The 13,177-nt window shown below is 62.9% G+C and carries 16 protein-coding genes and 1 tRNA gene; 6 read left to right on the top strand and 11 right to left on the bottom strand.

Going from position 1 to position 13,177, the window contains the following annotated elements; translation table 11 throughout:
• The first annotated feature begins 50 nt into the window (after positions 1–50).
• Positions 51–1,019: an alpha/beta fold hydrolase gene (locus tag CK224_RS02355; RefSeq protein WP_095780660.1), complete on the top strand. Its 969-nt coding sequence runs from the start codon at positions 51–53 to the stop codon at positions 1,017–1,019.
• A gap of 191 nt (positions 1,020–1,210) precedes the next feature.
• Positions 1,211–1,492: a hypothetical protein gene (locus tag CK224_RS02350; RefSeq protein WP_095780659.1), complete on the top strand. Its 282-nt coding sequence runs from the start codon at positions 1,211–1,213 to the stop codon at positions 1,490–1,492.
• A gap of 70 nt (positions 1,493–1,562) precedes the next feature.
• Here CK224_RS02350 and CK224_RS02345 read toward each other — a convergent pair whose 3' ends face one another.
• The 3 genes from CK224_RS02345 to CK224_RS02335 all read right to left on the bottom strand — a co-directional run bounded on the left by CK224_RS02345 (position 1,563) and on the right by CK224_RS02335 (position 3,307).
• On the bottom strand, positions 1,563–1,802 hold the full coding sequence (locus CK224_RS02345) for a DUF2188 domain-containing protein (RefSeq protein ID WP_066998906.1): 240 nt from the start codon (positions 1,800–1,802) through the stop codon (positions 1,563–1,565).
• Positions 1,803–1,834: 32 nt separating this feature from the next.
• The gene (locus CK224_RS02340) at positions 1,835–2,113 is read right to left on the bottom strand and encodes a DUF982 domain-containing protein (protein WP_066998903.1); all 279 of its coding nucleotides are present in this window, start codon (positions 2,111–2,113) and stop codon (positions 1,835–1,837) included.
• A 90-nt stretch (positions 2,114–2,203) separates the two neighbouring features.
• A complete protein-coding gene (locus tag CK224_RS02335; protein ID WP_066998900.1) occupies positions 2,204–3,307 on the bottom strand; it encodes an NADH:flavin oxidoreductase/NADH oxidase in 1,104 nt (367 codons plus the stop codon).
• Between the two features lie 153 nt (positions 3,308–3,460).
• Between CK224_RS02335 and CK224_RS02330 the strand changes: the two genes are divergently transcribed.
• Positions 3,461–4,039: an NUDIX domain-containing protein gene (locus CK224_RS02330; protein ID WP_095780898.1), complete on the top strand. Its 579-nt coding sequence runs from the start codon at positions 3,461–3,463 to the stop codon at positions 4,037–4,039.
• Between the two features lie 100 nt (positions 4,040–4,139).
• On the opposite strand, the gene CK224_RS02325 is transcribed toward CK224_RS02330, so the two are convergent.
• From CK224_RS02325 to CK224_RS02310, 4 genes are all read right to left on the bottom strand, one after another.
• Positions 4,140–4,228 (bottom strand) — tRNA-Leu (locus CK224_RS02325).
• Between the two features lie 117 nt (positions 4,229–4,345).
• On the bottom strand, positions 4,346–4,519 hold the full coding sequence (locus CK224_RS31145) for a hypothetical protein (protein ID WP_156752709.1): 174 nt from the start codon (positions 4,517–4,519) through the stop codon (positions 4,346–4,348).
• A 246-nt stretch (positions 4,520–4,765) separates the two neighbouring features.
• The gene (locus CK224_RS02315; protein WP_066998895.1) at positions 4,766–5,434 is read right to left on the bottom strand and encodes an outer membrane protein; all 669 of its coding nucleotides are present in this window, start codon (positions 5,432–5,434) and stop codon (positions 4,766–4,768) included.
• A gap of 90 nt (positions 5,435–5,524) precedes the next feature.
• Positions 5,525–5,737, bottom strand: a complete 213-nt coding sequence (locus tag CK224_RS02310) for a hypothetical protein (protein WP_095780658.1) — start codon at positions 5,735–5,737, stop codon at positions 5,525–5,527.
• A gap of 164 nt (positions 5,738–5,901) precedes the next feature.
• Here CK224_RS02310 and ade point away from each other — a divergent pair, with 164 nt between their 5' ends.
• On the top strand, positions 5,902–7,713 hold the full coding sequence (gene ade, locus CK224_RS02305) for an adenine deaminase (protein WP_095780657.1): 1,812 nt from the start codon (positions 5,902–5,904) through the stop codon (positions 7,711–7,713).
• Between the two features lie 60 nt (positions 7,714–7,773).
• On the opposite strand, the gene CK224_RS02300 is transcribed toward ade, so the two are convergent.
• The gene (locus CK224_RS02300) at positions 7,774–8,937 is read right to left on the bottom strand and encodes an alpha/beta hydrolase (protein ID WP_095780656.1); all 1,164 of its coding nucleotides are present in this window, start codon (positions 8,935–8,937) and stop codon (positions 7,774–7,776) included.
• Between the two features lie 106 nt (positions 8,938–9,043).
• On the bottom strand, positions 9,044–10,153 hold the full coding sequence (locus CK224_RS02295; RefSeq protein ID WP_164747326.1) for an alpha/beta hydrolase: 1,110 nt from the start codon (positions 10,151–10,153) through the stop codon (positions 9,044–9,046).
• 215 nt (positions 10,154–10,368) lie between these two features.
• Here CK224_RS02295 and ilvA point away from each other — a divergent pair, with 215 nt between their 5' ends.
• Together ilvA and CK224_RS02285 are read left to right on the top strand one after the other, a co-directional pair.
• Positions 10,369–11,625, top strand: coding sequence for a threonine ammonia-lyase IlvA (ilvA, locus tag CK224_RS02290; RefSeq protein WP_095780655.1), 1,257 nt, complete (start codon positions 10,369–10,371; stop codon positions 11,623–11,625).
• Positions 11,622–12,194 (top strand): DUF1697 domain-containing protein, encoded by a 573-nt coding sequence (locus CK224_RS02285; RefSeq protein WP_095780654.1) that lies wholly within the window; start codon positions 11,622–11,624, stop codon positions 12,192–12,194. The genes ilvA and CK224_RS02285 overlap by 4 nt, the downstream gene beginning before the upstream one ends.
• A 12-nt stretch (positions 12,195–12,206) precedes the next feature.
• Here the strand turns inward: CK224_RS02285 and CK224_RS02280 are convergent, their stop codons facing one another.
• Entirely contained in the window at positions 12,207–12,494 is a 288-nt protein-coding gene (locus CK224_RS02280; RefSeq protein WP_067328442.1) for a DUF2218 domain-containing protein, read from the bottom strand.
• A gap of 125 nt (positions 12,495–12,619) precedes the next feature.
• Positions 12,620–13,060 carry a lactoylglutathione lyase gene (gene gloA / locus CK224_RS02275; protein ID WP_066998873.1) on the bottom strand — a complete coding sequence of 147 codons (441 nt, stop codon included), beginning with the start codon at positions 13,058–13,060 and terminating at the stop codon, positions 12,620–12,622.
• Between the last annotated feature and the right edge of the window lie 117 nt (positions 13,061–13,177).

Here is a 13,177-nt window from a genome sequence, read left to right as displayed (position 1 = left end):
GTGGCAGACACGGTTGCGAGTAAGGTGCGGCGATAGGGCTCGGGTGCAAGATGCTGATATCGATTTTGCCGTGGCTGATCGGTGGCCTGTTCGTTGCGGCCGCCGCCGTCGTGCTCGGCTTCATGCTCGCAACATGGTGGATCGCGACCAAGGCCGAGAGGCTGGTACCGGCGTGCGGCAAGTTCATCGAGATCGGCGGCAGCCGCATCCACTATGTCGAAGCAGGCGAGGGCAGGCCGATCGTGTTCCTGCACGGGCTCGGCGCGCAACTCCACCATTTCCGGCACACGCTGTTCGGCCGCTTCGGCGCCGGCTACCGGCTAATCGCTCTCGACCGGCCGGGCTCGGGATACTCGGTGCGGGCGGGCGGGGCGAGCGGCCGTCTGCCCGAACAGGCGGAAGTGGTGCGGCGCTTCATCGAGGAGCTTGGGCTCGAACGGCCTTTGATCGTCGGTCATTCGCTGGGCGGCGCCATCGCGCTTGCACTTGCGATCGAGCATCCGACGGCGATTTCCGGCATCGCGCTCATCGCGCCGCTGACGCATCTGGAGGCGAGGGTGCGCCAGAAATTCGACCTGCTCTATGTTCCCTCGCGCCTGAAGCGCTGGATCTTGGCCCATACTTTAGCGATACCGTACAGCCTGAAATATGCGGAGCCGACGATGAAGTTCATCTTTGCGCCGCAAGCCGTGCCGGGGGACTACATGATCGCCGGAGGTGGTTGGCTCGGGTTGCGGCCCGCCCATTTCCAGGCGACCTCCACCGATATCGTGGCGGTGGAAGAGGATCTCGGCCGCCTCGAACAGCGCTATGGCGAGATCCTGATGCCGGCCGGCATTCTGTTCGGCGCGGATGACCGGGTGATCGGCATCGCGGCTCATGGCGAACCGATGCCGGGCAGGATCAGAGAGCTCGATTTCGAACGCGTCCAAGGGCTCGGGCACATGCCGCAATTCGTGGAACCGGAACGCGTCGTGGCCTTCATCGAGCGCATCGCCGCGCGCGCATTCCCAGCGTGAGGATCCCGTTCGGTCAAAGGCCGAGGGGGATCGCGTCCATTCACGAACCGTCACGCAAAAGTGTCGGACATTCCGCCTCACCTACACTTTCAACGGGAACTTCGGCTCCAACCCTCGGTTTTAATCCGTGTCGGGCTGGCGAATTTTCCGGCCAGCAAGAATGCGGCAAATCACCAGATGGAGTACCAATTATGCCTACGAAGATTTTTGCAGCCTCGGCGCTTGTCCTGGCCATGGGCACCTCGGCTATGGCACAATCGTCGGACGCTTGGTGGTGGTGGCATCGTGATCGCCCGGTCCATAGCGAGCAAGTGCCGGTTGATCCCTACACCACGGGCAGCATTTATTCCGATCGCGACGCCGGCGCGCTAAACAGCTTCGGCAACGGTGCCGTCGGCCCATGCGCCTCGGATACGGCCGGCCCCGACGCGAATGCCGGCGCGAACGTCAACGACCAGTATTGCGGCAAGTAGTCCGTTCGCCAGCGAGCGACCGACGTGAAGCTTTTACAGCGTCGGTCGCAGCAAGGTCGGGCGACGGAAACTATTCTGAGACTTCGGTCTGCGGCCGGTCGCGGCCATCGGCCAGTTCGTCATGCCAGACACCCTCGGAATCCTCATACTGGATGCCATCCGTGGTGCCGGCGACCTGCTGCTCGGCCGAAGCAATTTCAGCCGCGCGCAGCGCGTCCTGGCGGGTGGGAAATGTTTCTGAAAAAGTCGAGCCGACCATGTAGGCCCAGCCGCCGTCATGCTCGACGATCTTGTAGGTCAGTTTCGCCATGGAATCCTCCGGTCGAGAAGCCCTTTGCCTGCTCAATGCAGCTTTCCGTCGGACAGCCTTTCTTCGGGAACCAGCACTTCAGATTCCTCGGCTGCCTCGATCAGCGCGCGGCGCGCGTCCGCCGTCGAACGATACCCCTCCAGCGCTTTCAGGCAAGTATCGAGAGCATCACGATGCCGCTGGCCGCGATTGAGCGGCCACACGGTCATCAGGCACTCGGCCGCTTCGCGGGTGCTGCTTATTTGGCGATATTTGCCGACATGGCCGAGTTCGACCACCACCGGCTTCTCAAATGGCTTGCTGTCTGTCATGGCCGCCAACGTAAAACGGCCAATTTGGTTGCAATGGTGGCGGAAGGCTGCGCCCAAAGGTCTCAGCCCATCGTCACCTGTGCAAGCCGTTCAGCCCGCCGCTTTCATCCAGTGCTGCATCGTCGTGACCGAGCGCGCCAGCTGCGGCGCCGGACGGATTTCCTCGCCGAACGTCGCCGCCGCGCGCCAGCCCCAGCGCGGATCGGCAAGGAAGGCGCGAGCCAGAGCCACCATGTCGGCGCGGCCGTCGGCCACGATCGCCTCGGCCTGCTCTGGATCGTCGATCAGGCCGACGGCGCGCGTCGGAATGCCGGCGCCCTTGCGCACAGCCTCGGCCAGATGCACCTGGTAGCCGGGGCCGCTGGGCAGCTTCTGCAACGGCGAATTGCCGCCGCTGGAACAGCACAGATAGGCGACGCCTTCCGCCTTCAGCGCATTGGCCACTTCGATTGCCTCCTCGATCTCGAAGCCGCCGTCGACCCATTCCTTCACCGAAAGGCGGGCCCCCAGCATCAGGCCCGGCGCTGCCTTCTTCACCGCCCTGGCGATCTCCACGGCGAAGCGCATGCGGTTTTCCAGCGAGCCACCCCAGCGGTCGGTGCGCTGGTTGGAAAGCGGCGACAGGAACTGGAAGATCAGATAGCCGTGAGCGGCGTGCAGCTCGATGAAGTCGAAGCCGGCGCGCTCGGCCCGCTTGGCCGCGTCGGCGAAATGTTGGATGACTTGCCGGATCTCTTCCTCGTCCAATGCGTGCGGTATATTCCACCCTGTGTCATAGGCGATGGCCGAAGCCGAAACGGTCTGCCAGGGATCCTCGCCCGCTTGCAGGGGGCCGCCGCCTTCCCAAGGCCGCCTGTTGGATGCCTTGCGGCCGGCATGGGCGAGTTGGACGCCGAATTTGGTGCCGGGCGCGGCGACGCGCCTGGCCGCATCGAGCGTGCGCTTGGCCGCCGCCTCGTTGTCATCGGAGTAGAGGCCAAGGCAGCCATGCGAGATGCGGCCGCGCCGCTCGACGTCGGTCATCTCGACGGTCACCATGCCGGCGCCGGACATGGCCAGGTTCATCCAGTGGTGCAGATGCCAGTCGCTGGCGGAACCGTCCTCGGCCGAATACTGGCACATCGGCGCCACCGCAATACGGTTTGGAAAGGTCAGGCCGCCGAGGGTGATCGGCTGGAAAAGCGATGATGTCATGGAAACGGCTCCTGGGAGAGATATTGCTATCTAGGCAGCCGCGGCACTTCGCGCCAGACAACAGCCGGTGAAAGTCACGCTGGACCAGTCGGTTTCCAGGATTGCGCCCGCGCCTGTTCGCCGATAACGCTTGCCGACAGCATGGAGCCCATCATGGAAGATCGCGTCCGCATCCAGTCTGAAGAAATCCTGTCCGACGATTGGGCGGTGCTCAAGAAGACGGTGCTCGACTATCGCCGCCGCGATGGGCGCTGGGAGACGCAGATCCGCCAGACCTACGATCGCGGCGACGGCGCGGTGATCCTGCCTTTCGATCCGCAGCGCTCGACGGTGCTGCTGGTGCGGCAGTTCCGCTATCCGGCCTATGTCACTGGCCATCGCGAGCCGCTGATCGAGGCCTGTGCCGGTCTGCTCGACGAAAACGATCCGGAAACCTGCATCCGCAAGGAAGCGGAAGAGGAACTCGGCTATTATTTGAAGAACGTTGAGCGGCTGTTCGCGCCCTATATGAGCCCCGGCAGCGTGACCGAACGGCTCTGGCTCTTTACCGCGCGCTATTCGCCGGCCGACCGTATCTCCGACGGCGGCGGAGCTCCGGAAGAGGGCGAAGACATCGAGGTGCTGGAAATGCCGCTCGACGAGGCGCTGGCCGGCATCGCCGACGGCCGCATCGTCGACGCCAAGACCATCATTTTGATCCAGCACCTGAAGCTCAATCCGATCAAGGGTTGAGTGGCCTGCCACCCGAAGCGAGGAGCGAAGGGTGGTGCGGACGACGGGAATCGAACCCGTACGATCAGAGATCGAGGGATTTTAAGTCCCTTTGACGAGTTGGTGTGGGCGACGGGATTTGAACCCGTAAGTGCTTGAAACACCGGCAGATTTTAAGTCTGCTGCGTATACCAGTTCCGCCACGCCCACTCCCACATGGTGGGGTTTTACCACCGATCTCCCACGAAAAATCCCACACGATTGCCAGAGTTCATGTGTGGCTCGCGGCGCACCGATTAGCACTAGGGTAAGTGAAGCGCTAGCTACTTACCCTGGGAGCCGTTCGGTCGGTGTTATCACTTTAGCAACCACGGCCTCGTGAAAGAACACCGCCGCGCCGGCAAGGGCGACGGTCACAAATAGCAGCATATAGGCTCGAGCGATCTTCGGTTCCGATGCGCGCCGCCACTTCTTCCCGTCGAACAGGTCGTAGCGTTCCACTAGGAAGATCGCCAAACCGAGTGAGACAACCACCGCTACCATCATTATCATTATGGGATTCCTCAGCGCTTAGAGGCGCAGCCACGTGGGCGTTTGTTGAGGCGTACCTTGTGCAAGGACCATTGTGGAGCGGCTGGGTTAGCACGCGCGCTGACATGCTCGACAAATCCCTTTGGCATGAAGTTCCGCCAATCGGGATTTTCCTTGAAGGATGCGGTTGGATTTTCCGCGTAGCTGCTCCGCAAATCAGAATTTGTAGCTGAAGTTTACGCCCAGGGTATGGAGCTTCAGGTCCTGATCACGATCGGAGAAGTCGTCCGGGACGTCGAAATGCTCCTTGCCGAAATCGTAGTAACGGTATTGGGCGCCGACGACGATGTTGCTGCTCAGCGCATAGTCGACCCCGGCGCCGATCGTCCAGCCGGTGCCGGTGCGTGTCCTGGCGAAGCCGCTGCCGCCGACATCTTGCGAGGTCTCGATACCGGCGAAGGCGACGCCCCCGACGCCATAGATCAGCCAGCGATCGACCGCCAAGCCGGCTTCGGCATTGATCGATCCCAGCCATTTGACCTCGGTGCCGACGGCATTGCCAGGGTCGAGCAAGGCCGAACCGTCGATCGAGGCATAGTTGAGCTCAGCGCGCGCGCCGATCACCGCCTGATTGAACTGCCAGAGGCCGGCGACATGGCCGCCGACGAAGCCGCCGTCGACATCGGGAGAAGCGGCGAACGGCTCGCCTTCGGTGCCGGAGATGTCAGATGAGCCCCAGCCATAGCCGGCCTGCAGGCCGGCATAATAGCCTGTCCAATCGAAGCCCGGCGCAGTCATGGGCAGGTCGGCGATCGCGTCCGCGGCCAAGGCCGGCCCGGACAGCAGGGCGAAAAAGCCGGCACTGGCAAGTGTCAGGCGACCCATCGAGCGCTCCGAAATGGCGGTTTCGAAAACTTCTCGGTGCAACCTAGCGTTATTCGCCCGAAAACGGAATTGTATTCCTGCAACAGTGGTTTACTTCGGCGGGTTGCGCACGCGATCTTCCAGGTCACGCTGTTTCTCGTCGGACTTGGCCAGCCGTGTGAAAGCATATTCGCCTAGTGAGGAGCCGGCGATGAAGATGGCGATCGGCGCGGCCCATGCCCAGAATGAATGCAAGGTGAAGAAGGCCAGGCCGGCGCAACATGCCGACAGCATGAAGATTGCGAACCGGATCGTTTTTGCCATCTCTTCTGCAACCCGAATAGCCGGAGATCCAGTCTAGGCGAGATTTCGCCCTGCTGCCGCAGGGGAGATCTGTCGGGAGCCGGTCCTGCCTTAAAAACAAAGCAGTTTTGCCAACTGGTCAAAACCGCGCCAGCTTGGCACAGTCGGGCAAACAGGAGTTCTTCATGGCGACCGGCACCAATCCGACGAAACCCAAGCCCTGGACCGAAGTGGCGACGCAACTGGTCGACGTCGCGATGGGGCGCCGGCCTGCCGATCTCGTGATCCGCAACGGACGCTGGGTGAATGTCCATTCGGGCGAGATCATTCCGGGCACCGACATCGCCGTCGCCGCCGGACGCTTCGCCTATTGCGGCCCGAATGCCGGTCATACGATCGGGCAGGGGACCAAGGTGGTCGATGCGGGCGGCCGCTATCTGGTGCCCGGCCTCTGCGATGCGCACATGCACGTCGAAAGCGGCATGGTCACGGTGACGGAATTCTGCCGCGCCGTGATCCCGCACGGCACCACCTCGATGTTCATCGATCCGCACGAGATCGCCAATGTTCTGGGCCTGCCGGGCGTTCGGCTGATGCATGACGAGGCGGTCGCGATGCCGATCAACGTCCATGTGCAAATGCCGTCCTGCGTGCCTTCGGCGCCCGGCCTGGAGCATGCCGGCGCGGAGCTTACGGTTGCAGACGTCGCCGAGGCGATGACCTGGGAGAATATCATCGGCCTTGGCGAAGTGATGAATTTCCCGGGAGTCGCCGCCAACGATCCGGTGATGTCGGGCGAGATCGCCGAGACGGTGAAGGCCGGGAAAACCGTCGGCGGCCACTATGCCTCGCGCGATCTCGGGTTGCCGTTCCACGGCTATGTCGCCGGCGGCGCCGAGGATGACCATGAGGGCACGCGCGCCGAGGATGCGATCGCCCGCGTGCGTCAGGGCATGAAGGCGATGCTTAGGCTGGGGTCCGCCTGGTACGACGTCGCTGCGCAGATCAAGGCGGTCACCGAAGGCGGCATCGACCCGCGCAACTTCATCCTGTGCACCGACGACAGCCATTCCGGCACGCTGGTGCATGAGGGTCATATGGATCGGGTGGTGCGGCACGCCATCAGCCAGGGCCTGAAGCCGGTGACGGCGATCCAGATGGCGACGCTCAACACCGCCCAGCATTTCAGGCTGGAGCGCGAGGTCGGTTCGATCGCGCCGGGGCGGCTGGCGGATCTTTTGATCGTGTCCGATCTTGCCCAGATGACGATAGACGAGGTCTATGGCCGCGGCGTCAGGCTGGCGAAAGCCGGCAAGCTCGAGATCGACATTCCGGCCTATGATTATCCCGGGACGGCGAAAAACACGGTCAAGCTCGGCAAAAGGCTCAAGGCCTCTGACTTTGACATCGCCGCGCCCCAGGGTGCCAACGAGGTGCGGGCGCGGGTGATCGGCGTTATCGAAAACCAGGCGCCGACCAGAGCGCTCGAGGCCGACCTGCCCGTCGAGGACGGGCTGGTCGCCATGGATCGCCGCAACGACATTTGCCAGATCGCCCTGGTTGAACGCCACAGGGGCACGGGCGGCGTCACCAACGCCTTCGTGTCGGGCTTCGGCTATGTGGAAGACTGCGCGATGGCCTCGAGCGTGGCGCATGATGCGCACCACATCATCGCCGTCGGGACCAACAAGGAGGACATGGCTTTAGCCGTCAACCGGCTGAGCGAGGTCGGCGGCGGCGTCGTGCTTTACTCCAAGGGCAAGGAACTAGCGCTCGTGGAAATGCCGATCGCAGGGCTGATGTCGGACGAGCGCGCGGAGATCGTCGCGGCCAAGGCCGAGCAGTTGACGGAAGCGATGCGCAAGGTCGGCTGTTCGCTCAACAACGCCTACATGCAGCATTCGCTGCTGGCGCTGGTCGTCATCCCGGAACTCAGGATTTCCGATGTCGGCCTTGTCGACGTGACGTCGTTCCAGAAGGTCGATCTGTTCGTCTAGCATGTGCCGATGTTCGGGTGAGGTCAGCCTGACCGAACCTCGACACGCCCTAACCGGTGCTCAGCCGCCGGTGGCGATCGTCAGCACCCTGAACGGCGTGGTGATGACCACCTCGGCGACCGAGCCGACCGCCTTGCCGAGACCCTGACCGATATTGTTGAGCTGCGTTGGATCCGGCTCGTCGGAGGCAAGACCGGCAGGCGTGCGCAGTCGATTGCCCAGCAACTGCACCAGGATCGGATTGTCGGCGAATTTGGCATGGTTCAACCGGTCTCCGCCCTTGGTTTGGGTCAGATCGACAACCGTCACGCCGTAGTTGGCGAGATCTGCCGCGTTGTCGTAATCGCCGACGCGCGGCTTTTCGCCGGAAATGAAGCTGGACAGCTTGAGCGCCCGGTCGTCGCCCGAGAGAAGGATGGCGAAAGGCTTGTCGGGCTTGCCGTAGCGGATCATCTGCTTCTTGAAGACATCCACGTCGATGTCAGGCGAGGCGAGGATGACGTAGCCGAGCTTGCCGTTGAGATCCCGGTCGCCGGTGATGGCGAGCTGGCGCAAAGCTTCCATCGTCAGCCAGGTCCCCATCGAATGGGCAATGATGTCAATGCTTTTGGCGCGTGACTTGGCAAGCATCCTCAGTGTCGCTTCCAGGTCGTCGCGCGCGGCGGTGGAGCTGTCCTTGTCATAAATGTAGCCGGTCGTCTTGCCGCTCGACGCCCACGAGAACAGCACCGGTGTGCCCGGATAATTCGTGTCGTGCGCGATCTGCGTCAGGCGGTAAACGCCATCGTCGAAGCCGTTGTTGAAGCCGTGCACGAAGACCAGGGCGCGGTCGCCGCGTATGGCAATATCGGTGCCGACCGCCTTCGCGAATTGCGAAGCGTTCCCATAGTGGACGACATCGGTTGCGGTGAACTGCCTGGCCGGAATGCTGTCGGCCGAACCCTTGGCGCGCTCGATCGCGCCAACCTGGTGGGTCTTTGGAACCGTGACATCGACGCGCGCGTAGCTGGTGGTCAGCGAACGGTCGCCGTCGAAAACCTGCCGCGGGTCCTTGGTCGCCTGCTGCCGGGTCGTGGCGACGAAGATCTCGTGCTTGGCCGCAATTTCGGATGCAGGCGCGGTAACGGCCTTCCGATTGAGCAGGTCATGCGCGTTCTGCCCGGCGCAGCCCGTCAGGGCGAGCGTGAAGGCAAGGCCAAGGACGATCTTCCAACGCACGATCACCCGGGATCCCCCAAGGGCGGCAAACCTCTCGGGCTCCTTCGATAAAGCCAGCGAGCGGTCTGGTCCAGTTCAAAGTCCGTGCAGGGCGGCAACCGCGTGAACACGGTTATTGAGTGGCGAGCTGGCTGATCCGGTCGGTGACGTCGCGGTCGCTGGCAAAGCCGTCGTCCTGGCGCAGCCGCTGGCCGATCATCTTCACCAGCATCGGGTTGTCGGCGAATTTGGTGTGGTTGAAGCTGTCGTTGCCCTTCACCTTGGAGAGGTCGACCACCGTGACGCCGTAGGAGGCGAGGTCGGCCGCGTCCCTGTAGTCGCCGACGCGCGGCCGTGCACCGGCAATCAGGCCGGAGAGCCGGAGAGCGCGGTCGTCGTCCGACAGGAGCAGGATGAACGGCTTGTCGGGCTTGCCGTAGCGGCGCATCTGGCTCTTGAAGACATCGACGTCGATGTCGGGCGAGGCCAGGAGAACATCGCCGAGCTTGCCGCCGAGGTCGCGGTCACCGGTGATGGCGAGCTGTCGCAGTGTTTCCATCGTCACCCACGTCCCCATCGAATGGGCGACGATGTCGATGCGGCGCGCACCGGTCTGCGCCAGCATTCTCAGCGTCACTTCCAACTGGTCGCGGGCGGCGGCGGCACTTTCCTTGTCATAGACATAGTCGGTGGTCTTGGCGCCCGAAGCCCATGAAAAAAGCACCGGCGTGCCGGGATATCCGGAATCGTGAACGATCTGGGTCAGACGGTAGACGGCATCGTCGAAGCCGGTGTTGTAGCCGTGGACGAAGACCATGACGCGGCCGCCGCGGGCGTCGATGTCGGCATTGAGCGCGCTGGAGAATTTCGGCTGCGTGTCGTAGCCGACGACCTCGGAAGCCATGAAATATTTGGTCGGATCGTTCGACGTCCCGCGCGAGCGGCGCTCGATCTGACCAGTCTCATGAACCGGCGGGACGGTGACGTTGACGCGGGCGTAATTGAGCGTCGCCGAGCGCTCGCCGTCGAAAACCTTGTTCGGGTCGTCTGAGCGCTTGCGGGTGGTGGCGATGAAGATCGAATGGTTGCCGGCGATCTCGGTCGCCGTCGTCGGCACCACGACGCTGCCCAGGATTTCCTGTGACGGTCGTCCCGCGCAGCCTACAACCAGCAAGGCCAGGGCAATGATGCAAATCGTCTTCAAATGCACGTCGAAACTTCCATTCCGGCCGCAATTGGCCATCTGCCTCCGCGAAATCTCCCGGACAGGGGAAGTGCGGCGGAAGTAAGTCGTGTCCAGCGGAAATTTGATCGGCGGGTGCCAACCGCCTTGGCACTGTTGCGCGAAAACCAAAGTGGCCGCAGCAGGCCGGCGAGCGGCTGCATCGGTGGCCGCGAAAACCAAACTATGCAATAGGCTTGGGCTGCGAACCACATGGTCTCGGAGCCGGTTGCCTCATGAACAGTTTTTCTTCCCGCGTCGCAGGCGCCGCGGAGGCGATCCGCGGGATCTTTCCGGAAACGCCGCTGCAGGAGAACGACTATCTGTCGAAAAAGACCGGCGCCCGCGTCCTCCTGAAGCGCGAGGACCTGACGCCGGTCCGCTCCTACAAGATCAGGGGCGCCTTCAACTTCTTCCGCAAGGCGCTCGCCGCCGGCAACAATGCCGAGCTGTTCGTCTGCGCCTCGGCGGGCAACCACGCGCAGGGCTTTGCCTTCGTCTGCCGCCATTTCGGCAAAAAGGGCGTGGTGTTCATGCCCGTGACGACGCCGCAGCAGAAGATCGACAAGACGCGGCTTTTCGGCGGCGATTTCGTCGAGATCAGGCTGGTCGGCGACTTCTTCGACGATTGCTATCGCGCCGCCTCCGAATTCACCGAAGCCGCCGGCGCGCATATGGTGCCGCCCTTCGACCACAAGGACATCATCGAGGGGCAGGCGACCGTCGCCTACGAGATCGCAACCCAGATGCCGGGCGGGCGCATGCCCGACATCGTCATGCTGCCGGTGGGCGGAGGCGGCCTGGCTGCCGGCGTCACCCACTATTTCGCCGACCGGCAACCTGAATTGCGCTTCGTGTTCTGCGAGCCGGCGGGGGCGCCTAGCCTTAGCGAGAGTCTCGCCGGTGGCAAGCGGGTCAGGCTCGCCAAGGTCGACAACTTCGTCGATGGCGCGGCGGTGGCTGAAATCGGCCGCGAGCCGCTGCGCCATCTCAAGGAATTCACCGCTGACGCGGTGCGCCTTGTCCCGGAAAACCGACTTTGCGCGACGATGATCGAGATGCTCAATGTCGAGGGCGTGGTGCTGGAGCCAGCCGGCGCATTGGCGATCGACGCGCTCAAGGACTTTTCCCGCAAGGAGATGAGGGGCAAGACCATCGTCGCGATCGTCTCGGGCGGCAATTTCGATTTCGAGCGCCTGCCGGACGTCAAGGAACGGGCGCTGCGTTTCGAAGGGCTGAAGAAGTACTTCATCATCCGCTTCCCGCAGCGGCCGGGCGCATTGCGCGATTTCCTCGAAATGCTCGGCCCGGACGACGACATCACGCGCTTCGAGTATCTCAAGAAGTCGGCGCGCAATTTCGGCTCTGTGCTGATCGGCATCGAGACCAAGGACCGGCGCAATTTCGATCTGCTGAAGGCCAATTTCGACGCCGAGGGCGTGCAGTATCAGGACATCACCGACAACGAGACGCTCGCGGGGTTCATCATATGAGCGGGCCAAAAACGGGCGACAAAGGAACGGTGTTCGTAGCCCTGTTTTCCGGCATCAATGTCGCTGGCAACCGCATCGTCAAGATGGCGGAGCTGAGGTCGTTCTTCGAAGACCTCGGCTTCACAGACGTATCGACCTACGTGCAAAGCGGCAACGTCGTGTTTCGTGCCAACAACAGCGACGCTGCGGCGCTGACCAAAGCACTCGAAGCGGCCTTCGAGAAGAAATGGGGGTTCAATTCCCGCATCATGGTGCGCAATGCCGGCTGGTTCGAGCGCCTGGTGAAGGACAATCCCTATCCGGAGGTTGCGGGCGAGCCTACCAAGCTGCATGCCTATGCGCTGGAGCGAGAGCCGACCGCGGAAGAGGCGAAGCGGCTGGCGGAAAAGTCTGCCGGCCCGGAGCGCTTCGAGATCAAAGGCGACGTGCTTTACCTGCATGCGCCGGAAGGGCTTGGCAAATCGGTGTTTGCCAACCTTATTGGGCGAACGCTCAAGGTGCCGGGCACGGCGCGGAACTGGCGCAGCGTGCTTGCGCTGCTCGAAATGGCTAGCAAGGCCGCCGGCTGACGCTCAATTCTTTCAGGCAGCCTTCTGCCAGTCGAAGGTCAGCTCCTCGCGGAAGGCGAAGCGCTTGATGTGGTCGGCGACCACGGTTTCCAGCCGCTCGAGCGAGGCGGCGTCGTCAGCGGCGACCGCGATGTGGAGAGCCTTGTCGTCTGCATCCATCACGGTGCGGCCGAGCGAGAGCTGGATGGCGCCGTGATGCGGGTCGAATTCGACCGGGAACTTGTGCGCCCAGTGCTTGCAGAGCTGCTGCAGATAGCGGCTGGCGTTTTCAGTGGCGACGTCGGCGCGGCTGGTCGGCATGAAATTCTCCCGGCGGATCAAGAAAAGCGCCAGCCTGATCTGGCTGGCGCCACAAGCGCTTAGATAGGCGCGATCCGGCAAAACGCCATAGACCGGCCGGTCAAATCCCCGGGAAGGGCAGGCGCCTACCAGCTTCCCGTATTCGACATTGAGGCCCATGGCTCCGCCTTTGCCTTGGCCGGGCCTTTCTGCAGGAGCTCGATGGAGATGCCGTCCGGCGAGCGAATGAAGGCCATGTTGCCGTCGCGCGGCGGCCGGTTGATGGTCACGCCATTGTCCATCAGCTTCTGGCAGGTGGCGTAGATGTCGTCGACCTCATAGGCAAGGTGGCCGAAGTTGCGGCCGCCTTTGTACTCCTCCGGATCCCAATTGTAGGTCAGTTCGACCAGCGGCGCCTTCTCGGCAATGCCGCTTTGCTCGTCATCGGGTGCGGCGAGGAAGATCAGCGTGTAGCGTCCCTGCTCGTTCTCGTAGCGACGCACTTCCTTGAGGCCGAGCTTGTTGCAGTAGAAATCGAGCGATTGATCAATGTCGGCGACGCGGACCATTGTGTGAAGATAGCGCATATCGGATTCCTCGCGGCGTTACGTTTGCGGCGCACCATAGGAGCCGCTCCGCCAAAGGGCAATCGTCCGACAAAACCGATGGAGGGATCGATTTCAGCCGCCCCTTTGCGCTTCAGG

This window comes from Mesorhizobium sp. WSM3862 (assembly GCF_002294985.1).
In the GTDB taxonomy this organism is placed as follows: Bacteria; Pseudomonadota; Alphaproteobacteria; order Rhizobiales; family Rhizobiaceae; genus Mesorhizobium.
Note: the sequence above shows the minus strand (reverse complement) of the source record. Positions and strands in the feature narration are given on the sequence as shown.